Annotated in this window: 14 protein-coding genes; 6 read left to right on the forward strand and 8 right to left on the reverse strand. The window is 72.3% G+C overall.

All coding sequences use genetic code 11. The features are described 5' to 3' along the window. Nucleotides 1–56: 56 nt before the first annotated feature. On the reverse strand, nt 57–2,525 hold the full coding sequence (locus D7X30_RS07200; protein ID WP_120562101.1) for a heavy metal translocating P-type ATPase: 2,469 nt from the start codon (nt 2,523–2,525) through the stop codon (nt 57–59). A 296-nt stretch (nt 2,526–2,821) separates the two neighbouring features. On the opposite strand from D7X30_RS07200, the gene D7X30_RS07205 reads away from it, so the two are divergent. Then, nucleotides 2,822–4,873, forward strand: a complete 2,052-nt coding sequence (locus tag D7X30_RS07205) for a hypothetical protein (RefSeq protein ID WP_120562102.1) — start codon at nt 2,822–2,824, stop codon at nt 4,871–4,873. A 9-nt stretch (nt 4,874–4,882) separates the two neighbouring features. On the opposite strand, the gene D7X30_RS07210 is transcribed toward D7X30_RS07205, so the two are convergent. Continuing rightward, complete coding sequence (locus D7X30_RS07210; RefSeq protein ID WP_120562103.1) at nt 4,883–5,458, reverse strand: RNA polymerase sigma factor; 576 nt, start codon at nt 5,456–5,458, stop codon at nt 4,883–4,885. A gap of 15 nt (nt 5,459–5,473) precedes the next feature. Further along, nucleotides 5,474–6,052, reverse strand: coding sequence for a hypothetical protein (locus D7X30_RS07215; protein WP_120562104.1), 579 nt, complete (start codon nt 6,050–6,052; stop codon nt 5,474–5,476). Between the two features lie 120 nt (nt 6,053–6,172). Here D7X30_RS07215 and D7X30_RS07220 point away from each other — a divergent pair, with 120 nt between their 5' ends. Then, nucleotides 6,173–6,637 carry a tetratricopeptide repeat protein gene (locus tag D7X30_RS07220; RefSeq protein WP_120562105.1) on the forward strand — a complete coding sequence of 155 codons (465 nt, stop codon included), beginning with the start codon at nt 6,173–6,175 and terminating at the stop codon, nt 6,635–6,637. A 6-nt stretch (nt 6,638–6,643) separates the two neighbouring features. Here D7X30_RS07220 and D7X30_RS07225 read toward each other — a convergent pair whose 3' ends face one another. Continuing rightward, entirely contained in the window at nt 6,644–8,050 is a 1,407-nt protein-coding gene (locus tag D7X30_RS07225; RefSeq protein WP_120562106.1) for a sigma-54 dependent transcriptional regulator, read from the reverse strand. Next, nucleotides 8,047–9,360 carry a sensor histidine kinase gene (locus D7X30_RS07230; protein ID WP_120562107.1) on the reverse strand — a complete coding sequence of 438 codons (1,314 nt, stop codon included), beginning with the start codon at nt 9,358–9,360 and terminating at the stop codon, nt 8,047–8,049. The genes D7X30_RS07225 and D7X30_RS07230 overlap by 4 nt, the downstream gene beginning before the upstream one ends. A gap of 169 nt (nt 9,361–9,529) precedes the next feature. Here D7X30_RS07230 and D7X30_RS07235 point away from each other — a divergent pair, with 169 nt between their 5' ends. Then, nucleotides 9,530–10,465 carry an MBL fold metallo-hydrolase gene (locus D7X30_RS07235; protein WP_120562108.1) on the forward strand — a complete coding sequence of 312 codons (936 nt, stop codon included), beginning with the start codon at nt 9,530–9,532 and terminating at the stop codon, nt 10,463–10,465. A 31-nt stretch (nt 10,466–10,496) separates the two neighbouring features. Continuing rightward, nucleotides 10,497–12,260 carry a M14 family zinc carboxypeptidase gene (locus D7X30_RS07240; protein WP_120562109.1) on the forward strand — a complete coding sequence of 588 codons (1,764 nt, stop codon included), beginning with the start codon at nt 10,497–10,499 and terminating at the stop codon, nt 12,258–12,260. A gap of 123 nt (nt 12,261–12,383) precedes the next feature. Here D7X30_RS07240 and cglD read toward each other — a convergent pair whose 3' ends face one another. Continuing rightward, nucleotides 12,384–15,806 (reverse strand): adventurous gliding motility lipoprotein CglD, encoded by a 3,423-nt coding sequence (gene cglD / locus D7X30_RS07245; RefSeq protein ID WP_120562110.1) that lies wholly within the window; start codon nt 15,804–15,806, stop codon nt 12,384–12,386. Nucleotides 15,807–16,050: 244 nt separating this feature from the next. Here cglD and D7X30_RS07250 point away from each other — a divergent pair, with 244 nt between their 5' ends. Together D7X30_RS07250 and D7X30_RS07255 are read left to right on the forward strand one after the other, a co-directional pair. Then, nucleotides 16,051–16,872 (forward strand): TIGR02266 family protein, encoded by an 822-nt coding sequence (locus tag D7X30_RS07250; protein WP_233591434.1) that lies wholly within the window; start codon nt 16,051–16,053, stop codon nt 16,870–16,872. Beyond that, nucleotides 16,869–17,816 (forward strand): serine/threonine-protein kinase, encoded by a 948-nt coding sequence (locus D7X30_RS07255; protein WP_199724198.1) that lies wholly within the window; start codon nt 16,869–16,871, stop codon nt 17,814–17,816. The genes D7X30_RS07250 and D7X30_RS07255 overlap by 4 nt, the downstream gene beginning before the upstream one ends. A gap of 1 nt (nt 17,817) precedes the next feature. On the opposite strand, the gene D7X30_RS07260 is transcribed toward D7X30_RS07255, so the two are convergent. Beyond that, entirely contained in the window at nt 17,818–21,621 is a 3,804-nt protein-coding gene (locus D7X30_RS07260; protein WP_120562112.1) for an AAA family ATPase, read from the reverse strand. Further along, nucleotides 21,618–22,862 carry an exonuclease SbcCD subunit D gene (locus tag D7X30_RS07265; protein ID WP_120562113.1) on the reverse strand — a complete coding sequence of 415 codons (1,245 nt, stop codon included), beginning with the start codon at nt 22,860–22,862 and terminating at the stop codon, nt 21,618–21,620. Before D7X30_RS07265 ends, D7X30_RS07260 begins: the two co-directional genes overlap by 4 nt. Between the last annotated feature and the right edge of the window lie 183 nt (nt 22,863–23,045).

The following is a 23,045-nucleotide window of genomic DNA, read 5'->3' on the forward strand; positions in this document are numbered from 1 at the left end:
GCGCGAGGACGCCACCATCGCGCCTCGCGCGGCCGGCTGGCCGGCTGCCTCCGGACCTAGAGCTTCAGTCGTCGCAACCGCAGGGCGTTGCCGATGACGGACACCGACGAGAGGCTCATCGCCGCGCTCGCGAACAGCGGGCTCAGGAGCAACCCGAGGACGGGGTACAGCAGGCCCGCCGCCAGCGGCACTCCCAGCAGGTTGTAGACGAAGGCGAAGAAGAGGTTCTGCCGGATGTTGCGCAGCACGGCCTGGCTCAGCCCGCGCGCCCGGGCGATGCCTCGCAGGTCGCCCTTCACCAGCGTCACGCCCGCGCTCTCCATCGCGATGTCCGTGCCCGTCCCCATGGCGATGCCCACGTCCGCCCGAGCCAGCGCCGGGGCGTCATTCACGCCGTCGCCCGCCATGGCCACCACGCGCCCCTGGGCTTGCAGCGCCTTCACCGCGTCGCCCTTCGCGTCCGGCTGCACGCCCGCTATCACCTCCGTGATGCCCAGCCTGCGCGCCACCGCGTGCGCCGTCGTCGGGCTGTCGCCGGTGAGCATCACCACGCGCAGGCCTTCGTCCCGCAGCCTCGCCAGGGCCTCCGGCGTGGACGGCTTCAGCGGATCCTCCACGCCCAGGAGCCCCGCCGCGCGGCCGTCCACCGACACCAGCACCACCGTCTGCCCCTCCTGGCGCAGCGCCTCCGCGCGCTCCGTCAGCGCCTCCACCTCCACGCCCAGGCTCCGCATCAGCGCCGCGTTGCCCAGCGCGACCTCGCGTCCTTCCACGCGGCCCCGGACGCCCTGCCCTGGCACGGACTGGAAGTCCTCCACGCCACCGGGGGACACGCCTCGCTCCTTCGCGCCCGCGACCACGGCGGCGGCCAGCGGGTGTTCGCTGCCGCGCTCCAGGCTGGCGGCCTGGCGCAGCAGCGCGGATGCGTCCACGACGCCCGGCGATGGCTCCACCGTCACGAGCCGCGGCTTGCCCTCCGTGAGCGTGCCCGTCTTGTCCACCACCAGCGTGTCCACCGCCGCCATCCGCTCCAGCGCCGCCGCGTCCCGGATGAGCACGCCCATGCGCGCGCCCTGTCCCGTCCCCACCATCACGGACATGGGCGTGGCCAGGCCCAGCGCGCACGGGCAGGCGATGATGAGCACCGCCACCGCGTTCACCAGCGCGTGCGCGAGCCTCGGCTCCGGGCCCCACACGCCCCAGACCACCGCCGTCACCACCGCCACCGCGATGACCGCGGGCACGAAGATGCCGGCCACCCGGTCCGCCAGCCGCTGGATGGGCGCGCGCGTGCGCTGCGCCTCGGCCACGCGCTGGACGATGCGCGACAGGAGCGTGTCCTGCCCCACCCTCTCCGCGCGCATCACGAGCGTGCCCGTGCCGTTCACCGTGCCGCCCGTCACCTTCGCGCCCGGCCCCTTCTCCACCGGCACGGGCTCTCCGGTGACGAGTGATTCATCCACCGAGCTCGCGCCCTCCAGCACCTCGCCGTCCACCGGCACCTTCTCACCGGGGCGCACGCGCAGGCGCCATCCGGCGTGCACCTGGGACAGCGGCGCGTCCTCCTCGTGGCCGTCGTCCGAGATGCGCCTCGCCGTGGCGGGGGCCAACGACAACAGGGCCCTCAGCGCGCCGGACGTCGCGTGGCGAGCGCGCAGCTCCAGCACCTGCCCCAGCGCCACCAGCGTGAGGATGATGGCGGCGGCCTCGTAGTACACGGGCACGGTGCCGCCGTGCCCCGTGCGCGCGCCTTCCGGCAACAGGTGCGGGAACAGCGTGACGCCCACGCTGAAGACGTACGCCGCGCCCGCGCCCAGCGCGATGAGCGTGAACATGTTCAGGTGCCGGTTCTTCACCGACGCCCAGCCCCGCTGGAAGAACGGCGCCCCCACCCACAGCACCACCGGCGTCGCCAGCGCGAACTGCGCCCACACGAGCGCCGAGGCCGACAGCCCGTGCCGCACCGGCAGCATGTCCGACATGCCCAGCAGCATCAGCGGCGCGCTCAGCACCAGGCCCACCCAGAACCTTCGCGTCATCGAACGCAGCTCCGGGTCCGGCGGCTCCTCCACCGTCACCGTGCGCGGCTCCAGCGCCATGCCGCACTTCGGGCAGGTGCCGGGCCCGTCGCTCACCACCTCCGGGTGCATGGGGCAGGTGTACTCGACGCGCGTCTGGAGCGCGGGCGGCGCCTCGGGCTCCAGCGCCATGCCGCACTTCGGGCAGGCCCCTGGCGCGTCCTGCCGCACCTCTGGATCCATGGGGCACACGTACACGGCGCCCGGCGCGGCGGGCGGTGGCGGCGTTTGGGGCTGGAGGAACCGCGCGGGGTCCTCCTGGAAGCGCTGGCGGCACTTCGGGTTGCAGAAGAACCAGGTGTGGCCTTCGTGCTCCCAGCTCCCACCCCGGGGCGCGCGAGGGTCCACCTCCATGCCGCACACAGGGTCGATGGCCGGCCCCTCCCCGCCCACGGGGGGCGGCCGGGGTGAAGGCGGGACAGGGGAATGCGAGTGGGGATGCGTCATGGGGATGCCTCCTTTCCCCGGGCCAACGCGGCACCCGGCGCGCTCTTACACATGCGTAACCCTCCCTCCCGAAGCCCGTGCCGCCCGCGCTCCGCCCACTGGGGGGCAGGGCGCCAGGCGGGCCCGGGGGTTTGTGCCCGTGGGGTCTTTTCCGGTAGGACGCGGCGTCGGAGGCCTGGAGTTCCAAGGGCTTGCGCGTCCGGCCGCGGTAGACCCGGCGCGAAACGGCCAGGAAAATCCGCTCGCTCCGTATGGTCATGGAAGCAAGGTCGGGGCCCGACCAGAGAGAGCATCGAATGCGACGCATGTGGGTGACCTGGGGGGCGGTGCTGGCCCTCCTCGCCGGCGGCTGTGATGCCATCGACCTGTCGGACATCACCCAGCGCGACGCGAAGACCCGGGTGCGCCCGGAGCCTCCTGGCGAGCACTGCGAGTTCGGCGGGGACGCGGTGGAGTCCGGCCTGGACCGGGACCGGGACGGGGAGCTGGACGACGCGGAGGTCACCGCCACCGACTACGTCTGCGACGCCGCCCTGCCCCAGGTCCTCACCCGCGCGCGGGCCGAGGCCCACGGAGCGAACTGCACGCTGGGGGGACAGGCGGTGCAGTCCGGCCTGGACCAGGACGGCAATGGGCAGCTCGACGACGCGGAGGTCTCCGCCACCGAGTATGTCTGCGCCACCTCGGTGGCCAACGTGCTCCTGCGCGTGCGGCTGGTGAGCCCGGGCGCGCGGTGCTCCCTGGGCGGACAGGTGTCGCACGCCGGCCATGACGCCAATGGCAACGGGCTGCTGGAGGACGAGGAGATTGCCAGGGAGGTGTACGCCTGCGACGAGCCAGCCCCCGTCGTGTTGCGCCTGCGCTCGCTGGCGGCCTTCACCGCACCGTGCGACGGCGACGACAGCGGCGGCACGGCCCTGGAGGCGGGCCCGGACCTGGACGGTGACAAGGCGCTCGCGATGTCCGAGGTCGAAGCCACCCACTACTTCTGTGGCCTGGAACTGACCGAGCTGAAGCTCCGCCACCAGACCGAGCCCGCGGGGCCGAACTGCTCACGCGGGGGCACGCGCGTGGAGGCGTTCCAGGACCTGGACCACGACGGCGAGCCGGACCACGACGGCGTCTCGGCGACCGTGTACGTGTGTCAGGCCACCCGCGTGCACGACGGGGACTTCGCGGTGACGAGCCCCGTGGACCTGGTCGCGCTCGAGGGCGTCACCCACCTGCGGGGCGAGCTGTTCATCTCCGCGCCCACGCTCACCGACGCGTCCCTCCCCTCGCTGGCGGTCATCGAGAAGAGCCTCACCGTGCGGGGCAACGCCAGCCTGCGGCGGCTGTCCATGCCCGCCCTGCGCTTCGTGGGCGGCATTGTGGCGGTGAGCTCCAATGCCCGGCTGGACGCGCTCACGCTGGGCACGGCGCCGGACACCATGGTGCAGGTCGAGCGCAGCCTCCTGGTGGAGGACAACCCCATGCTCCCCACGCTGGAGGGACTGGCGGCGGTGCAGCCCGTGGACAGCATCTCCCTGCGCGCGAACAACGCGCTGGTGGATCCCGGCCTGCTTCCGTACGTCACCGTGCTCCGCGGGTCGCTCATCATCGAGAACCACCTCCGGATGGACCGGACGCCCTTCAGCCAGCTGACCCAGGTCCACGGGGAGGTGCGCATCACGAACAACGCCGCGCTGGGCGGCCCCTCCGGCCTGGAGCGCCTGACGGACGTGGGGGGCGCCCTGCAGCTGAGGGACAACCCGGTGATGGAGGTGCTCCACCCGCTGGCCCAGCTCGTCTCCGTGGGGGAGCTGCTCATCTCCGGCAACCCCCGGCTGACGGACACGACGGGGCTCGAGCGGCTCTCCTACGCGGGCCGCATCCACATCCAGGGCAACCAGGGGCTCTTGAGCGTGGGGGACATGCCCTCGCTGTCGTACGTGACCGGGGGCTTCTTCGTGAAGTACAACGAAAAGCTTCAGCGCGTGCACCACCTGCCTTCCCTGGGCAACGCGACCACGGTGTCCCTCGTGGGCAACACGGCGCTGACGTCCCTGGAGGGACTCCACCAGCTGACCCGGCTGAGCAACCTTGAGGTGCTGGGGAACGCCGCGCTGACGAACCTGGGCGACCTGGCGCGGCTGCGAGAGGTGGACTTCCTCAACCTCCAGGGCAACACGGCGCTCACGGACTTCGGCCTGACGGAGCTTGCGCGCGTGTCGCTGGCCTTCACCGCCGTGGACAACCCGAAGCTGCCCACGTGCCGGGCCACCGCGCTCGCGGCGAGCGTGTTCCAGGGCGACCCGCTGGGGGGCGTGAACATCGACAGGAACGACGACGCGGCGACCTGCCCCTGAGCAGGCGCCTCAGCGGCGCGGCTTGCAGGAGCAGTCCAGGCAGCCGTGCGCCGCGCACGCACCGCAACCGCGCTCCAGCGAACGCTTGAGCGCGAGCCGCGCACGGTGCAGCCGCACGCCCGCGTTGTTGGGGGTGATGCCCACCTCGCGCGCCACGTCCGGCACCGCCCGCCCCTCCAGGTCCACCTGGCGCACGAGCCGGGCGTACTCGGGCTTGAGCGTGGGCAGCAGGTCCGCGAGGCACGCGCACACCGCGCCCTTCAGCTCCAGGTCCACGGTGGCGGAGTCCGCGTCGCGCGCCTCCACCTCCAGCGCGCGTCCTTCCGCGGCCTGCCGGCGGTGATGGTCCACCAGCGCGTTGCGCAGCAGGCGGTAGAACCACGCCACCGCGCTCTCGCCGTCCTTCAGCGCCCCGCCCTTCTCCAGGGTGCGGGCGAAGGCCGTCTGGAAGAGGTCCTCCGCGACGGCCCGGCTTCCCACGCGCCGCTCCACGAAGGCGAGGAAGCGGCGCTGATGGGCCAGGAGCGCCGCCACCACGTCCTCGCGGTCCGGGGGCAGCCCTGCGTCTGGCCCTTCAGCCTCCATGCGACTCCTTCGTGACTACGGAGGGCCGTTGCCCTGGCGCAGCGAGTTCAGCTCCACCGCGGTGGCGTAGACCTGGGCCCAGGCGCGGTACTTGAAGCGGTCCAGCACGCCCTTCTGGTCGTTCGCGTAGTCGAACATGTCCTTGCGGAACAGCGCGTCGGCGGCCTTGCGCGCCTCGGGCTTCAGCGGCGTGCCCTTCTTCTCGAAGTAGCGCAGCAGGTCATAGCCGTAGTCGTGCGTCTTGGCCGCCTTGTCGAACTCCTTCACCGGGCCAATCTGGCCGGGGACGGAGGCGTAGCCGAGCGGGTCCTGCATGCGCTGGCCGTGGGGCGTCTGGATGCTGTACGGCTTGTAGCCCATCACCTTCTCGAAGTCCGCCGGGGGCGGGCGAGCACCGGTGAGGTATTCGTTCATCAGCTTGCCGTGGTCGCCCGCGGGCGCGCCGGAGATGGCGGCGGTGCGCTGGGTGGCGGCGGTGCCGGAGGAGAAGGAGTCCTTCACCACGTTGCGGGCCGCGGGGGCGGTCGGACGCGTGGCGGGGGCTTCCTTCGCCTGGGTCTGGGGCGTGAGAACGGGCTTGTTGCGGATTTGCATGGGGGGCCTGTGCGAGAAGTCTTCTCGATTTTTCGGAAACCGCCCATCCAAAGTTGCGGATCCGCACGCGAAGTCACGCAGAATGCGCTCAAAGCGCCGCGGGGCGCATTGGAGGACTGCATGGGAAGCGACGCGTACCTCGATGAAATCCAACAGTTGCGCGCCGACGACGCGCAGGGCGCCCTGAACCTCGTGGACCGGGCGAGGAAGCAGGCGGACCTCTCCATCGAGGAGCTCACCGGGCTGGCGCACGCGCTGGACGAGCGCAAGCAGCGGGTCGCCACGCTGACGCTCCTGGAAGAGGCCCTGCGCCGGGAGCCCACGGCGGCGGAGCCGGCCTACACGCTGGCCATGCTCTACCTGGAGCAGCAGCAGGACGCACGGGCAGTGGAGATCCTCAAGCCCGTCCTGGCCGCTCAGCCGGACCACGACAAGGCGAACCTGACCCTGGCCATGGCGCTGGCGAAGACGGAGCCCTCGCAGGCACGCGCGCACGCGGCCCGGGCCGCGAAGTCCCCGGACGAGGATGTCCGGGCGCAGGCGCAGGAGCTGGAAAAGGTCCTCGCGGAGCACGCGTCCCGCTAGCGGCCTTCAGTCGCCGCGCTTGAAGTCCTCCGTGCGCACGCCGTAGCGCTTGAGCAGGCGGTGCAGGCTCTCGCGCTCCATGCCCGCGCGCTCAGCCGCGTGGGTGACGTTGCCGGAGAACTCCTGCATGAGCGCGGTGAGGTAGTCGCGCGACACGGCATCGCGCACACGGTCCACCGCTTCACGGTAGGGCTGCTTCGCCAGGGCCTCCGCGGACGGAGCCACGGAAGGCGCGGGGGCACCGGACACCCCCAGCTCCGGGGGCAGATCCTCCGGGGTGATGCGCGGCCCGGTCGCCACCGCCGCCGCGCGCGCCACCGCGTTCTGGAGCTGGCGGACGTTGCCCGGCCACGGCGCGCCGGTGATCACCTGGAGCGCCTGGGGCGTGAAGCCCTCCAGCTCCGGCCGGTTCGCGGCCGTGAGGAAGTGCATGGCGAGCAGCGGGATGTCCTCGCGCCGCTCGCGCAGGGCCGGCATCCGCACCGTCACGCCGCCCAACCGGTAGTAGAGGTCCTCGCGGAAGCGCCCCTGCGCCACCTCCTGCGCGAGGTCCCGGTGCGTCGCCGCCACCACGCGCACGTCCACCGTCACCGGCGTGGTGGTGCCCACGCGGCGGATCTCCTTCTCCTGGAGCGCTCGGTTGAGCTTCACCTGCACGGGCAGCGGCAGGTCGCCCACCTCGTCCAGGAAGAGCGTGCCGCCGTGGGCCTCCTCGAAGAGGCCGGCCTTCGCGCCCGTCGCCCCGGTGAAGGCGCCCTTCGCGTGGCCGAAGAGCTCGCTCTCCACCAGCTCCGCCGGCAGCGCGCCGCAGTTCACCGCGACGAAGGTCTTGTCGCGGCGGGGGCTCTCGCGGTGCAGCGCGCGGGCGGCCAGCTCCTTGCCGGTGCCCGTCTCGCCGGTGAGCACCACGGTAAGGTCGCGCGCCGCCACCTGCGCGAGCAGCGCGTGCGTCTTCTGCAACGCAGGGCTGGTGCCACGCAGGCCGTGGAAGTCCGGCATGCGCGCCACGCGGGCGGCGAGTCCCTGTGCGTCGCGACGCTGGCGCTGGCGCTCCAGGGCGCGGGCAACCACCAGGGCCACCTCGTCCGGGTCGAAGGGCTTGGACAGGTAGTCGTACGCGCCGTCCTTGATGGCCTCCACGGCCTTGGGGATGCTCGCGTAGGCGGTGACGAGGACGACCTCCGTCTCAGGTGCGCGCCGCTTCACCTCGCGCAGCACCGTGAAGCCGTCCGCGCCCGGCATCTGGATGTCCGTGACGACCACGTCGAACGTGCGCGCGGAGACCAGGGCCAGCGCCTGCACCCCGTCGGGCGCGGTCGTCACCGCGTACGCGTCCCCGAGGATGCGCGCGAACAGCTTGAGCATGTTCTCCTTGTCGTCCACGACGAGGACCGAAGGCTTCGCGCCGCTCATGCCGCCGCCTCCTGTTCACGCGACGGCACGGGCAGGGACAGCGTGAAGCGCGCGCCGCCCAGGGCCCCGGTGTCCACGTCGATGCGGCCGCCGTGCGCCTCCGCGATGGCCTGGCTCACCGCGAGCCCCAGCCCCGTGCCAGAGGGCTTCGTGGTGAAGAAGGGCTCGAACAGCCGCGCCCGCGCTTCCGGCGTCACCCCGGGCCCCGAGTCCGATACCGCCACGCGAGCGCTCCCGTCCGCGTCCACCGCGATGCGCACCTCCACCCTTCCCTCCTCGCCCGCGGCCTCCGCCGCGTTCTTCACCAGGTTGAGCAGCACCTGCCGCAGCCGGGGCGCCTGCGCCCACGCGGTGCCCTCGCCATGCACGTCCACCGTCACGGTGCCCAGGCGCGTGGCTTCACGCAGGCGGGAGACGACCTCCTCGCACGCGTCGCGCAGCGCCACCGGCTCCCGAGGCCCTCGGCCCGGACGCGCCAGGTCCAGCAGCCCCTCCACGATGTCCTGGCAGCGCACCGCCTCCTCCTCCACCACGCGCAGGTCCTCCGCGAGCGAGCCCTCCGCCCGCCGCTGCAACAGCCGCACGTACCCGAGGATGACACCCAGCGGGTTGTTGATTTCATGCGCCACGCCCGCCGCCAGCCGGCCAATGCCCGCCAGCTTCTCGTGCTGGACGAGCCGCGCCACCGCGTTGCCGATGTACACGCCCACCCCGGCCGCGAACAACGTGGCCCCGCCCAACAGCAGCAGCGCCCAGCGGAAGCTGTCGCGCTCCACCGCGCCCACGTGCGACTCGAAGGCCTCCATGGACGCGTCCGAGTCCGCCGTCAGCGCGTCCGCCCGCGCCTGGATGCGCGACACCCACTCCAGCGCCCGCCCATGCGCCGCCTCCACCGCGCCCGCGTCCTTCGCCATCACCGCGGGCAGCAGCGTGTCCCGGTAGAGCGTGTCCAGCGCGTCGCCCGACGCCTGGATGTCCGCCACCGCCGCGCGCTCGTCCGCGTCGCGCGCGTGCTCCGCGAGCCGCCGCGTCAGCGCCTCCACGCGGGCGCGGGCCTCGGTGTGGAAGCGCCGGTGGCTGTCGTTGCCCAGGATGATGGTGTGCGCCAGGTGCGCGTACTGGTCCCTCACCGCCGTGGCCAACTCACGCGCCTCCCGTGCGCGGCCGCCCACCTCGCGCAGCGCACGCGTGCCCTCGTGGATGTCCGCCAGCCGGCCGAGCGCATAGCCCGACGCCGCCGCGAACAGCGCCACCAGCGCGCCGAACGCGAGCAACACCCTGCGGGTCGTGGTGCCGGAGACAGGTCCCATGGGAAGCCCTCTTATACGGCGCGCGCCCCTTTTCGCCCGCGCCCTCCGCATGTCCTCCCCAGGCGGTCCGGGCCGCATTCCCCTTGCGCCCCTCCCCTCCGGCCGAGCATGACTCGCCCGAGGCGGCGCGGGCCCATCCTTGGGGGACACCCGTTGCCAGGAGCCACTCATGGCGATGCGCTTCAAGAACCTGGATGGCAGCGGACCGCAGGCCTTCACCCGCGTCTTCAAGTGGGCCGTCACGGACAAGCTCGCGGGCAAGCGCCGCAGCGCGCCCGCGCGCGCGGTCGTGCCACACGTGGAGCCGGACCTGGCGGTGCTCGCCACCCCGCCCGCCCCGGGAGAGGGCGCCCGCCTGACGTGGCTGGGCCACGCGAGCTGGCTGGTGCAGCTGGATGGCGTGTCGCTGCTCATCGACCCGGTGCTGCGCGACTCCATCAACGTCATCATCCGCCGCAACGTGCCGCCCGGCGTGCCGGTGGAGAAGCTGCCGCGCATCGACGCGAGCCTGGTGTCCCACAACCACTACGACCACCTGGACCTGCCCACGCTCAAGCAGGTGGGCGCCCGCATCGTCACCGGCCTGGGCCACGCGCCGGTGTTCCAGGGCCAGGGCCTGCCCTTCCATGAGCTGGACTGGTGGGAGTCCACGCAGGTGGGGCCCGTGCGCGTGCACTACGTGCCGTCCCAGCACTGGAGCCGCCGCGGCCTGCACGACGCCAACCAGATGCTCTGGGGCGGCTTCGTGGTGGAGGGCTCGAGCGCGCGTGTCTACCACTCCGGCGACACCGCCTACTTCCAGGGCTTCAAGGAGATTGGCGCCAGGTTCCCCAAGCTGGACGCGGCACTCCTGCCCATTGGCGCCTACGACCCCGCGTGGTTCATGCGGCTGCAGCACATGAACCCGGAGGAGGCGGTGCAGGCCTTCGAGGACCTGGGCGCGATGGCCTTCTTCGCCATGCACTGGGGCACGTTCAAGCTCACGGACGAGCCCTTGGACGAGCCTCCCGCCCGCCTGGACGCGGAGTGGCTGCGCCGGGGCTGGCCGCGCGACCGCGTGCACGTGCTGCCCGTGGGCGGCACACACACCGTGCGGCACGGTTGAGCGCTGGCGGGGCTTGTGGTCTCAAGCGGGCATGCTCCTGCCCACCCTCGCCGCCCTGGTCCTCACGCAGGCCCCACCCCCACTCACCACCGTCTCCGAGCAGAGCGGCTGGAAGCGCACCGGCCGCTACGCGGAAGCAGAGAGCCTCTGCCGCGCCTTCCCCAAGGCGTTCCCCGGCAAGGCCCGCTGCGACACGCTGGGCACCACGCCGGAGGGCCGCCCCATGGTGGCGCTCGTCGTCAGCCAGGACGGCACGCTCACCGCGGACGCGGCGCGCAAGAAGGGGCGGCCCGTCGTCTTCTTCCAGGGCGGCATCCACGCGGGTGAAATCGACGGCAAGGACGCGGGCTACTGGCTCTTGCGTGACGCGCTCCAGAACCGGGCGTCCGTGCCGGACCTGCTCAAGGGTGTCACCGCCGTCTTCGTCCCCGTCTTCAACGTGGACGGCCACGAGCGCTTCAACCCCAACCACCGCCCCAACCAGGTGGGCCCGGAGGAGATGGGCTTCCGCGTCACCGCCCAGAACCTCAACCTCAACCGCGACTACGTGAAGGCGGACGCGCCGGAGATGGTGCTGCTCTTGAAGTACCTCAACGCGTGGGACCCGCTCGTCTACGTGGACCTGCACGTCACCGACGGCGCGAAGTTCGAACCCGACGTGTCCGTGGGCCTGGAGCCCCAGAAGTCCGGCCCGCTCGCGCTGCGCGAGCTGGGCACGAAGCTGGTGGACGAGCTCTTCACCGGCCTCACCGCCCAGGGGCACCAGCCGCTGCGCTTCTACCCGTCCTTCATCGTGGACGACGACCCCACGAGCGGCTTCGCCTACGGCGTCCCCCCGCCGCGCTTCAGCCATGCCTTCTGGTCCGTCCACCACCGCTTCGGCGTGCTCGTGGAGACGCACTCCTGGAAGAACTACGCCGAGCGCGTGAAGGCCACCCGCGACGTGCTGGAGGGCCTCCTGAAGCTCGTGGCCCGCGACGGCGCCGCGCTCCAGGCCGCCGTGAAGACGGAGGACCAGAAGGCCGTGGCCGGTCAGGTGCGCGAGGTGGTGCTCGGCTGGAAGAACACGTCCAAGCGTGAGGCCATTGCGTTCAAGGGCTACGCCTATGAGCGCCTGCCGTCGGACATCTCCGGCCAGCCGTACATCCGCTACGACGACACGCAGCCCCAGACGTGGAAGGTGCCGTACCTGCCGGACGTGGAGCCCGCCCTCACCACGAAGCTGCCCGAGGGCGGCTACCTGGTGTCCGCCGCGCACGCCGCGTGGGTCGCGCCGAAGCTGGCCGCGCACGGCATCGCGTTCCAGCGCCTCACCCGCGCGGTGCCCGCGGCGAAGGTGGAGTCGTTCCACTCGAAGGACTTCCAGTTCCAGGTGCGCACCAACGAAGGCCACCAGGGCCTCACCGCGAAGGGTGAGTGGAAGCCGGACACGCAGGACCTGCCCGTGGGGACGCTCTACGTGCCGGTGGCGCAGAAGAACGTGCAGTTGGTGGCGCACCTCTTCGAGCCCGCGGGGCCGGACTCGCTGCTCACGTGGGGCTTCTTCAACGCCCACTTCGAGCAGAAGGAATACATCGAGGACTACGTGCTGGAGCCCTACGCCCGGGAGCTGCTGGCGAAGGACGCTGGCGTGAAGGCCGCGTTCCAGGAGCGCCTGAAGGACGCGGGCTTCGCCAAGGACCCGCGCGCCCGCCTGCGCTTCTTCGCCGAGCGCCACCCGACCTGGGACGAGCGCCTGGGCCTCTACCCCGTGTACCGCGCCGCCAGCGCGCCTCCGAATCTGGCCGCGAAGTAATCCTGGGGAAAGAAGAAGCCCCCGGCCCGCTTCCCCCCTGAGGGGGCGTCGCGGAGCGGGGGCTTCGGATTCAGCGCCGCGCTCCCGGTCCATGAGGCACCGGGAGCGCGTTTTCATTCCGGCCTAGCCGATGGGCTTCTCGCAGACGCACGAGCTGACGTTGCAGGTGAAGCCCGGCGCGCAGCCGCCGCAGTCCGACTTGCAGACGCAGGCGCACAGCTCCGCGTTGGCGCCGAAGGCGTTGCCGCAGTTGAGCGCGCCCGTGTCGCAGACGCAGCCGCAGGCGTTGTTGTCGAACTTGTAGCCCGCCGCGCAGGTCGCGGACTGCACGCAACTGCACGAGCAGGTGCCCGTGTTGCACGTCTCGAAGGTGCCGCACGTGCCGCCGCAGTCCTGGGCGCAGGTGAAGTCACACACCGCGCGGTCCGTGTTGCACACCTTTCCCGGGGGCGCCGTGTCACCGCAGTCCGCCGGGCACTCGCACTTGTCCGTGGTGCGGTTGCAGGCGAGCTTGCCCTTGCAGAAGTCCGGGTCGTTCGGGTCGTAGTACGTCGTGTCGGACGCGCACGGGGGCGGGTTGCCGTCCGCCTTGGCCGTGCGGTCGATCCAGTAGCGGTACGACAGCGCCGCCTGCGTCTTGCCGGACTCCTTCGGACGGCAGGCGCCGTAGAAGGACACGGTGCGGTTGATGCCGTCCACGTCGAAGCCGTTGGTGCGGCTGCGCGGCAGGTCCCCGATGCTCGGGCAGATGCCCGGATCCACCACCGCCTCCACCGCGACCTTCAGCGACGCGCCAATCGGCGGCTTGAGCGTGCGGTAACCCACCGACGCGATGACGCTGTCCACGATGGCGTTGATGGTGTTGGTGATGGAGGTGTTGTCCCGGATGCTGCCGGACACGCCGCCCGTGGCCTGGATGACCTCCAGGTGGCGCGGGTTCGTGTTGTCCTCACCCGAGTAGCACTGGCCGCCGTCCGGCGGGCAGATGATGCCGTGCACCTGGATGCGCTGGCCCGTGGGGTTGCTCGTGGTGCCGGCCGTGGTGCCGCTGTTGAGGAAGTACGCGGAGTAGTTGGCCACCGTGTCCGTGGACTGGTCCTTCACGTCCGTGAGGATGACCACCACCACCTTGGCGCCCGGACGGATCTTCGTCTCCGGGCCGCCCGTGGACGCGGCCATGTCGTTGATGGCCTTGCGAGCGGCCTCCAGCGGACGCTCGCTGCCGTCACCGCCCAGGGCCACCCAGCAGTTGGTGTTGGCCGTACAGGCGGTGTTGGGCAGCGGCGTGTACGTGGGGTTCTGGGTGGTGCCACCCTTCACCGCGCACACGTTGTTGTTGCACACCGCGTTCTGGGTCAGCCACGCCTTGAACTGGTCGATGTTGGTGGTGAAGGGGCGGATGACGTTGCGGTTGGCGCTGTTGCCCACCGTGTAGCTGGTGGTCACCATGGACACGCGCCAGTCCAGCGTCGCGTTGCCCAGCTTGTTGGCCACCGCCGTGCCCGCGTTCGCCAGCGACGTCTGCGACGACGCCATGGAGCCGGAGTCGTCCACCACGAAGAGGAAGTCCACCACGGCCGTGTTGCCGGTGAAGACCTCGCACTGCACCGCGTCCGCGTCTCCGAACTGCGCCAGCGCGGAGCCGCCCGCCGTGTCCGCCGTGGTGAAGATGCTGCCCGCCTCGTTGTAGCGGGCCGCCGGCGTGATGGCGAGCACCACCACGACGCTCTGGTTGGAGCGGTGCACGTACTGCGCCTGGATCTTGAACGGGCCGTTGATGCCCGCCGTACCGCCGAGCGTCTCCGTGCTGTTGGGCACCAGCTGGCGCGCCAGCGAGTTGGTGAACGCCTTCAGCTCCGTCGTGCCGGCGAGCGCGTAGCGGGAGACCGCCGCGGGGAAGCCGTCCCAGGTGGTGAACGTCTGCGTGAACTCCACGTCCGCCGGAGACAGGAGCGCCGTGCCGGTGCGGATGCCCGACTCGTCCGTCGAAGGCGTGGAGGACGAGCCCACCTGGCCGCGCTTGTAGGCGATGAACGTCACCTGCTTCGTGTCGTCATAGCCCATGACGCCCACGGTCTGGCCGTTGGCCTTCAGGTTGAGGAGGTTGGCGGCCTTGAAGGTGTTGGGCAGCGCGAGCCGGATGTCCGCGCCGCTGTCCTCCTTGAAGGTCACCGTGCGCAGGTTCTGCACGCTGCACGCCTTGCCCGCGGGCGTGGTGCCCGCGCCGTCCTTGGGGTCCAGCGGGTTGAGCTCGCCGGGGTCCACCTTACCGTTCTGGTTGGAGTCCTCCGCGCCGTCGGGGATGCCGTCGCCGTCGGTGTCCGCCTTGTTGGGGTCCGTCTTCGTCGTCGGGTCCGCGTCGCCCACGTAGTTGCAGCCAGCGCTCGGGGGGGCCGCGGCCGTGGTCACGCCGCGCTCCACGCCGTCGAGCAGACCGTCACCGTCGGTGTCCGGGTTGGTGGGGTCCGTCTCGCCGGGGTCCACCTGGCCGTTGGAGTTGGGGTCCTCACCGAGGAAGCCGTTGCGGCCGGCGCCGTCCTGGAGCCCGTCGCAGTCGGTGTCGGTCAGGCGCGGGTCGGTCTCACCGGAGTCCACGCGGCCGTTCTTGTTCGTGTCCTCCACGCCGTCCGCCACGCCGTCGCCGTCCGTGTCGGCGTTGTTCGGATTGGTGCCGGTGGCGACTTCGACGGAGTCCGGGATGCCGTCGAAGTCCGCGTCGGGGACGGCCGCGTTGCAGTCCGCCTTGCGCGGATCCGTCTCGCCCGGATCCACCTTGCCGTTCTTGTTCACGTCCTCGGCGCCGTCCGAACAGGTGTCGCCGTCCGAGTCGGGCTTGAGCGGATCCGTGCCCGACTGCTTCTCCAGGCCGTCCGGCAGGCCGTCGCCGTCGGTGTCGCGCAGGCGGGGGTCGGTCTCGCCGGGGCTTACCGAGCCGTTCTTGTTCGCGTCCTCCACGCCGTCCGCGATGCCGTCACCGTCGGAGTCCGCCGTGTTGGGGTCCGTCTCCGTGAGGTCGCGCTTGCCGTTGCGGTTGGCGTCCTCCAGGCCGTCCGGCAGCCCGTCGTCGTCCGTGTCCGCCTTCACCGGCGAGGTGCGCGTGGTGGGGTCCTGGTCCGCGTAGAACGAGCACGCGGGGTTCACGCTGCTCGTGCGGCCCACCTCCACGCCGTCACGGATGCCGTCGCCGTCCGTGTCGCGCCGGCCGGGGTGCGTCTTCAGGCCGCCGGCGTAGACCGTGGAGAACTCCTCCTGGTCCGTCAGGCCGTCGCAGTCCGAGTCCTTCGTGGCGTTGTCCGGATCATACGGGTTGACGGGGACCTCACCGGGGTCGGGGTCCGGGTCGATGATGACGCCCGCGTCCTCGACATAGCCGGCGTCGAAGCCCGCGTCGGAGCCGGCGTCGGAGCCGGCGTCGGAGCCGCCGGGACCTCCGTCGTTGGTGGGGGTGGGATCATCAGGGCCGGGGTCCGGGTCACTGCCGCCGCAGCCCGCCATGAGCGTGGCGGCAAGCAGTGTGCCGGAGAAGAGTCGGATCCAATTGCGCATAACGGGTCAGCACTCCGGGAAGGGGGGACGGAGAATTGACTCAGCATAGAGGGATGCGCGCCTGATTCCGATGTAGGTGCGCCCTGGGACGGAGGTGGAATCACGATTCGTAAACTCGGCGTTCACCTCTGTCGCCTGTTTCCGGCTGCACTGTCTTTACGGAGGCCAGGCGGGCTCGGTTATCGTCCGCCCCGTGCCTGTGTTCGGTCTTGCGGCGGTATGGGGGGAAGCGGCTTCGCCTGAGATGGCGGCAGCCGTCGTGGAGGGCCTGGGCGCGCTTTTGCCGTCCGCGCAGTCGATGCAGCTCGTGGTGGCGTTTCGCGACGAGGCCGGCGCGCTGGAGGTGAAGGTGGAGGTGCCCGGTTATCCGCGCGCGGCGGTGGAGCGGCTGGGCGAGGAGGTTCGCAAGAGCGGCGGCACGTTCGTGGAGCTGTGGCGGCTGCCCAAGGCGGAGCGGGACGCGCTGCGCTCGCGCACGCTGTCGGGCGGCACGCCCTTCGCCGGCAATGAGCGCACGCAGGCCGCGCAGGAGCTGCGGCAGCACCTGGAGGCCCTGTCCGCGCGAGGTCCCCTGCCCGCCCCGTCCACGCCGAAGGCTCCGCCGCCATCCGAGGCACCGCCCGCGCCCCAGGCCGCTCCCACCGGAGGCGGGGTCGCGCCGGAGACCGGACCGTCCGAGGAGTCATCGCCGTCGGATCCGCCCGCGCCGTCCCCCGCGCCATCACCCGCACCCTCTGGTGATGAATCCCAGCGCCGCGCCCGGCGCTTCGCGGTGAAGCTGGAGATGGAGTTCCGCACGGAGCTGGACTTCGTGCGCGAGCACGCGCTGAACATCAGCAACGGAGGACTCTTCGTGCGCACGGCGCACCGCCCGCCGCAGGACAGCGTCGTCACCGTGGACGTGAAGCTGCCCAACGGCCAGCGGCTGCAGGGCGAGGCGCTGGTGGTGCACGTGGTGGACGAGCAGTACACCGGAGGCGTGGGGCTTGCCTTCCTGAGCGACGACGCCACCTTCTCGGCGACGCTGGACGGGTACCTGGCAAGCCTGGCCGGAGAGAAGGCGTGACGTTGGAGGAAGGCAAGACACCCGAGTGGCCGCGCGACCTGGGCCGCTTCCAGCTGCTGTCGCGGCTGGGGCGCGGCGGCAACGCGGAGGTGTTCCGCGCGCGGATGCTCCAGGGGCCGTATGCGGGGGAGGAGATGGCCCTCAAGCGCGTGCGACCGGAGCGCCTGCGGGACCCGGAGGCGCGCGAGCAGCTCCTGCACGAGGGGGAGCTGGCGCGGTGCCTGGACCATCCGCACATCGTGGGCTTCCGGGAGTACGGCGAGCTGGCGGACGGGCCCTACCTGGCGCTGGAGCTGGTGGACGGCACGGACCTGGGGCGCGTGCTGGCGCAGTGCCGGCGCCGGCGCATCGAATTGCCCATCGACATCTCCGTGATGATGGTGCGCCACGTGCTGGAGGCGCTGGCGTACGCGCACAAGGCCACCAACTCCAAGGGCCTGCCGCTGGCGCTGGTTCACTGCGATGTGTCTCCGCACAACGTGCTCTTGTCGCGCGGCGGAGAGGTGAAGCTGGCGGACTTCGGCGTGGCCCGCTCGCGCGCGGGCCTGGAGGTGGACCTGCGGCGGGTGGGCAAGCAGAACTACCGCTCACCGGAGCTCCTGGCGGGCGAGGTCTCCGTGGCGGTGGACCTGTGGGCGGCGGCGGTGCTGCTGTACGAGCTGCTGTCCCTGGAGTCGCCCTATGAGGAAGGGACGTCCGAGGAGGTGGAGGCCTCCATCCGGGGCCTGCGGTTGACGCCCGTGCGCATGGTGGCGCCGGAGGTGTCGGATCCGCTGGCGCTGGTGTTGGACCGGGCGCTCGCGCCGCACCCGTCGCAGCGCTTCTCCTCCGCGGAGCAGTTCGCGCGGGCGCTGGCGGCGCTGAGCGACGACCGCGTGGCGACGCCGCTGGCCGTGGCCGCGGTGGTGCGCGGCCTGATGGGCGCGGAGCCGGTGACGGGCTGAGCTACGCCACCTGCTGATCCGAGGGCACGACCATCCCCGCGTCGCCTTCGACGACGAGCTTGCTGCGGCCGCCGCCCTGCTTCACCACGCGCACCTGCACGCCGATGCGCTCAGCGAGCCCGCTCACGTGGGAGATGATGCCCACCTGGCGGCCGGTGGCCTGGAGCGCGTCGAGCGTGGCGAGCGCGACCTCCAGCGTCTCCGGGTCGAGCGTGCCGAAGCCCTCGTCGATGAAGAGGGTCTCCACCTGCGTCGTCTCCGACGACAGCGAGGCCAGGCCCAGCGCGAGCGCGAGCGACACGAGGAAGCTCTCGCCGCCGGAGAGGCTGGCCACGCTGCGGACCTCGTCGCCCATGTCGCCGTCCACCACCTGGAGGTCCAGGTCGTGGCCGGGCACGCGCTCCAGGCGGTAGCGGCGGGCCAGCTCGCGCAGGTGCGCGTTGGCGTGCAGCAGCAGCGCGTCCAGGGTGAGGCTCTGGGCGAAGACCTTGAACTTCTTTCCGTCGTGCGAACCGATGAGGTCGCCCAGCGTCTTCCACACCTCCGCGTCGGCGCGGCGAAGCTCCAGGGCCCGGGCCTCCGCGCCATGGCGAGCGCGGGCGGTGTCGTCGGTGTCCAGCTTCGCGCGCAGCAGGGCCTCGGCACTGCGGCGCACCTCCACGTCGGTGCGCAGGCGTTCGCAGAGCTCCGCGACGTCTGCCTCCGCAAGCGAGGGAAGCCCGGAGGCCTCAAGGCGGACGCGGCGCTCGCGGCGCTCCACGAGGACGGCGCGGGCCTGGGCCACGGACTCGCGCAGGGCGTTGAGCGCGCGGGCCTCCGAGTCGCACCAGGCGGCGCCGCGCGACAGCAGGGCCTTGAGCTGCTCCAGGGTGGTGCCGTGACCGGCGAGGCGTTCCGCGAGGACGGCCTGGGCGCTGTCGAGCGCGCGGGCGGCCTCGGTGCGCAGGCGCACGGCGTCCTCGGCGCGGGCGGTGGCCACCTTCTCCGCCTGCTGGAGGGCTTCGGAGTCCTCGCGGGCGCGCTCGTAGGTGGACTGGGCGGCGTCGATGCGCGCCTGGACCTCCGCGCGCACCTCCTGTGTGGGGCGGCCCTGGAGCAGCCGGGCGCGCGCCCTGGACGCATCCTGGAAGGCCGCGTCCTTGAGGCCCGCGCGGTGGGTGGCGGTCTCCGCGTCCTCGTGCCGGGACTGGAAGCGGACTTCTTCACGGGCACGCAGGCCCTGTTGCTCCTCCAGGCGCTTGCGCGAGGTCTCCAGCTCCGCGAGCTTCTCGCGCCACTTCGTCACGCGCGCCAGGCACTGGCCCTGGAAGCGCGCGGGGTCCGCGGCGAGCTTGTCCTTCCAGGTGACCTCCTCGCTGGCGAACGGAGGGGATACTTCGGTGAGGGCGCGCTCGCGGGCATCGCGGGCGGTGTCCCGGCGAAGCAGTGCATCCCGGTGGGACTGGGACGCGCGGGACTGAGCGTCCTCGGCCTTGCGAAGGGCATCGGCCGCGCCTTCGCGCCGGGTGCGCCGGGTCTCCAGCAGGGCCCGGGCCTCGCGCGCGGCGCTGGCGCGGGCTTCCGCGGAAGCCTCTTCGTCACGAAGGGTCGCGAGCCGCGCGCGCACGTCCTCCTGAGCGGAACGGATCCATGCCTGCGCGGTGGAGTCCTCAGCGTCCTCAGGGGGTGATGCAGCGGCACGGGCATCCTGTGCGGCGTGCTCCACGCGGGCCCACCGCTCGCGAGCCGCGCGCCAGGCATCACGATGCGCGGTGCGCTTGCGGGCCGCCGTGTCGCGCCGGGCTTCGGCCTGGGTCGCGGCCGTGTCCGCGGTCGCCTGCCGCACGCTCGCCGCGCCCTCTTGCTTCGCCGCGGCATCGCGCGCCGACTCCAGCTCCAGCACCCGGGCCGCGGCCTCCGCGACCAGCCCCTCCAGCGCGGAGGCCTCCCGGGCATACGGATGTTCGAGCGCGCCGCACAGTGGACACGGCTCACCTTCATGCAGCGCGGCCCGGTGCGAGGCCAACCCCTGCGTCGCCTCCGCGCGCGACTGCGCACGGCGCGCCTCGTGGAGCATCGCCTCCTGCGTCGCCCGCCGCGCCGCCGCGTCCTTCGCCTCCTCCGCCGCGCGCTGGGAGACCTCGCGATGCGTCTTCACCTCCGCCGCCGCGTCACCTTCCGCCGTGCCCTCCGCCCGAGCGCCTTCACCCGCGAGCGCCAGGGCCCCCAGCGCGTCCTGTCGCGACAGCAGCGCATCCCGGAGCGCCCGCCGCGCCGCGCCGCCATCCTCGCCCAGCGCGGCTTCCGCGTGCGTCGCCAGGGCCTGCGCCTGCGCTTCCGACTCGACCGCGCCCTGGTGCTCCTCGCGGCGAGCCTGGGCCTCGTTGCCCAGGCGGTCCGCGTCCTTCCCCAGCCGGTCCGCGTCCGCGCCCGCCGACTGTTCGTCCTTCAGCGCTCCCGCGAAGCGCTCCAGTTCGCGCTGCCAGCGGGGCCACTCCGTGGCCAGGGACTCCCAGCTCGCATGCGACGTGCGCCACGCGTCGGCCGCGTCCACCAACACCTGGGCCTTTGCTTCCGCCGTCTGCACCAGCGCCAGCGCATCGCGAGCCGACGCTTCCGCGGCCTTCGACTGCGTCGCCAGCTCCGCGGCCTCACGGGCCTCGCGCTCCGCCTCCGCGCGGCGCGTGTCCAGGGTCGCGGCCTCCTCCAGCGCCGGACGCACCGACGCCTCCGCATCCAGCGCCGCCGCCCGCGCGGCCTCCGCCTGCATCCGCACCTGCCGCTGCGCCGCCGCCGCCGCGAGCGCCGCTTCCGCCTGCGAGGCCCGCTCCAGCTGCTCGGCCTCCGCCCTCACGCAGCCCTGCTCCGCGGCCTCCACCGCGGACACCACCGCGCGGAAGCCCTCCGCCGCGCGCACCGACTCCAGCAGCGCCTCGCGAGGCGCCGCCGCCTCCCGCTCCGACTCCGCCCGGGCCACCGCGCTTTCGGCCTGCTGCTCCTGCCCCACGAACTCCGCGCGCTGCGCGTACCAGGACCGGGCCGCTTCCGCCTCGCGCGACCGCGTCTCCTCGCGGACCCGCGCCGCCTCCTCCTCGCCCAGCTGGGCGCGCACGCCCTCGCGATCCGCGTCCGACATCAGGGCGATGGCCGCGAGCCCCAGCGACAGCCGCTTCAGCTCCTCCTGCTCCTTCGCGTTCTTCTCGTGCGCGGCGATGGACAGGCGGCTGTACACCTCCGTGCCCGTCATCCGCTCCAGCAGCTCCGCGCGCTCGTTCGCGTCCGCGCGCAGGAACGCCGCGAACTCCCCCTGCGCCAGCAGCGCCGAGCGCCGGAACTGATCAAACGACAGCCCCAGCCGCTCTTGGATCGCGTGGAGCACCTCGCCCTTGGTGCGGCCGAACAGCTGCCCCGAGGCCACGTCCGTCAGGCTCAGCTCCTGCGGCCGGAAGCGCCCTTCCGCGCGTTCGCGAGCACGCCACACATTCCACCGCGCCCGGTAGCGCCGCCCGTCCTTGCCCAGGAAGTCCACCTCCGCGTGGCCCTTGCCCGCCCCGCGCCGCAGCATGCCGCGCACGTCGTACGCGGACAGCCGCGCCTCCTCGTCCTCGTCCGCCCGGCCCACCAGCACCTTGCTGGGCCCGCCCAGCCGGGGCGTGCGGTCGAACAGCGCCAGGCACAGCGCATCCAGCAGCGTGCTCTTCCCCGCCCCCGTCGCGCCGGAGATGGCGAACAGCCCCAGCCGGTCCAGCGGCGCCCGGTCCAGCTCCAGCGCGAAGTCCCCCGCGAAGCTCGTGAGGTTGCTGCCGCGAATCGCCAGAATCTTCACGACGCGTCCTCCTGCACCTGCGTGAGCAGCGCGTGGAACGACTCCAGCAACCCCGGCGAGGGCGCCTCCTTGAAGTCCCGCGCATACCGGGCGAGGAACACGTCCTCCGGAGTGCGCTCCCGCAGCGACAACCCCGGCCGCACGTCCGCCAGCGCCCCGCCCGTGCCCGTGTAGAAGGGCGTCAGCTTCACCAGCCGCGCCGCCCGCCCTTCCAGCGCCTTCTCCACCTTGTGACGCAGCGCCGGCTCCGGCCGGGGCAGCGACACGCAGACCTCCAGGTACGGCCGCATCGACTCCGGAGCCTCCGCCTCGTACGCGGGCAGCGCCGCGAGCAGTTCCAGCACCTCCGACAGCGGCGCCGCGTCCCGCGCGGGCACCCGCATCATGTCCGTGGTGCGCGGCACCGTCAGCGGGCGCACCTGCGTCAGCACTCCGTCCTCCACGTCCAGCACCAGCACCTGGTGCCGGTAGTGCGCCTCCGACAGCGACAGCGGCAGCGGAGAGCCGCTGTAGCGCACGCCCTCGCGGCCACCCACGCGCTGCGCCTTGTGCAGGTGCCCCAGCGCCGCGTACGCGACGTCCTCCGGGAACAGCTCCACCGGCAGCGCATGCTGGTTGCCGCCCAGGATCTTGCGCTCGCTCAGCTCCGACAGCTCCGAGCCCGTCATGTAGCAATGGCCCATGGCCACCAGCGCCTGCCCGGACCGGCGCCGCCTGCGCGCCGCCTCCAGCACCTCCGCGTACACGGAGCGCACACCCTCCACCAACCGGTCCCCTTCACTGTCCGGCACGGACGGCAGGTCCGAGGGCCGCAGGTACGGCACCGCCGCCACCCACGCGCCCACCTTCCCGCGCGCATCGTGCACCGGCACCACCAGCCGCTCCATCTCCAGTCCACCCCGGTGGCGCGGCAGGCCGCCCACCACGCGCACACCCAGGGCGTGGAACAGCGGATCCGGCGCGTCCAGGCGAGCGGCGGAGTCGTGGTTGCCGCCCACCACCACCACGTCCAGCTTCGGCAGCGTGCGACGGGCGCGCGCGATGAAGTGGTACCAGGCCGCCTGCGCCTCCGCGCTGGGGTTGGCCGTGTCGAAGATGTCCCCGGCCACCAGGAGCGCATCCACCTCCTGGGACTCCAGCGTGTCCAACAGCCACGTCAGGAACGCGGCGTGCTCCACTTCGCGTGAGACGTCATACAGCGTGTGGCCCAGGTGCCAGTCCGACGTGTGCAGCAGGCGCATCCGGCGTTCACCCTCCCTCGTGGCCCGGTGGCGGGTGCGGGCCGGGCAGCCTCCCCCGGTCCCATCCCCGACTCCAAGCGGCGAGCCCCCGCTCCCTTACCCGCCCCCTCTGACATTGTCGAAAAAGGGTGTCATTCCGCGAGCTTGCATCCGTGGCCTGCCCGACGCGTCCCATCCTCCCCA

Origin of the sequence: Corallococcus sp. AB011P, assembly GCF_003611605.1 — a bacterium.
GTDB classification, from domain to species: Bacteria; Myxococcota; Myxococcia; order Myxococcales; family Myxococcaceae; genus Corallococcus; species Corallococcus coralloides.

What these genes read in the sequence shown, in the direction of transcription:
- D7X30_RS07200 (WP_120562101.1), bottom strand. Translation starts at nt 2,525, where the DNA reads ATGACGCATCCCCACTCGCATTCCCCTGTCCCGCCTTCACCCCGGCCG.
- D7X30_RS07205 (WP_120562102.1), top strand. Translation starts at nt 2,822, where the DNA reads ATGCGACGCATGTGGGTGACCTGGGGGGCGGTGCTGGCCCTCCTCGCC.
- D7X30_RS07210 (WP_120562103.1), bottom strand. Translation starts at nt 5,458, where the DNA reads ATGGAGGCTGAAGGGCCAGACGCAGGGCTGCCCCCGGACCGCGAGGAC.
- D7X30_RS07215 (WP_120562104.1), bottom strand. Translation starts at nt 6,052, where the DNA reads ATGCAAATCCGCAACAAGCCCGTTCTCACGCCCCAGACCCAGGCGAAG.
- D7X30_RS07220 (WP_120562105.1), top strand. Translation starts at nt 6,173, where the DNA reads ATGGGAAGCGACGCGTACCTCGATGAAATCCAACAGTTGCGCGCCGAC.
- D7X30_RS07225 (WP_120562106.1), bottom strand. Translation starts at nt 8,050, where the DNA reads ATGAGCGGCGCGAAGCCTTCGGTCCTCGTCGTGGACGACAAGGAGAAC.
- D7X30_RS07230 (WP_120562107.1), bottom strand. Translation starts at nt 9,360, where the DNA reads ATGGGACCTGTCTCCGGCACCACGACCCGCAGGGTGTTGCTCGCGTTC.
- D7X30_RS07235 (WP_120562108.1), top strand. Translation starts at nt 9,530, where the DNA reads ATGGCGATGCGCTTCAAGAACCTGGATGGCAGCGGACCGCAGGCCTTC.
- D7X30_RS07240 (WP_120562109.1), top strand. Translation starts at nt 10,497, where the DNA reads ATGCTCCTGCCCACCCTCGCCGCCCTGGTCCTCACGCAGGCCCCACCC.
- cglD (WP_120562110.1), bottom strand. Translation starts at nt 15,806, where the DNA reads ATGCGCAATTGGATCCGACTCTTCTCCGGCACACTGCTTGCCGCCACG.
- D7X30_RS07250 (WP_233591434.1), top strand. Translation starts at nt 16,051, where the DNA reads ATGGCGGCAGCCGTCGTGGAGGGCCTGGGCGCGCTTTTGCCGTCCGCG.
- D7X30_RS07265 (WP_120562113.1), bottom strand. Translation starts at nt 22,862, where the DNA reads ATGCGCCTGCTGCACACGTCGGACTGGCACCTGGGCCACACGCTGTAT.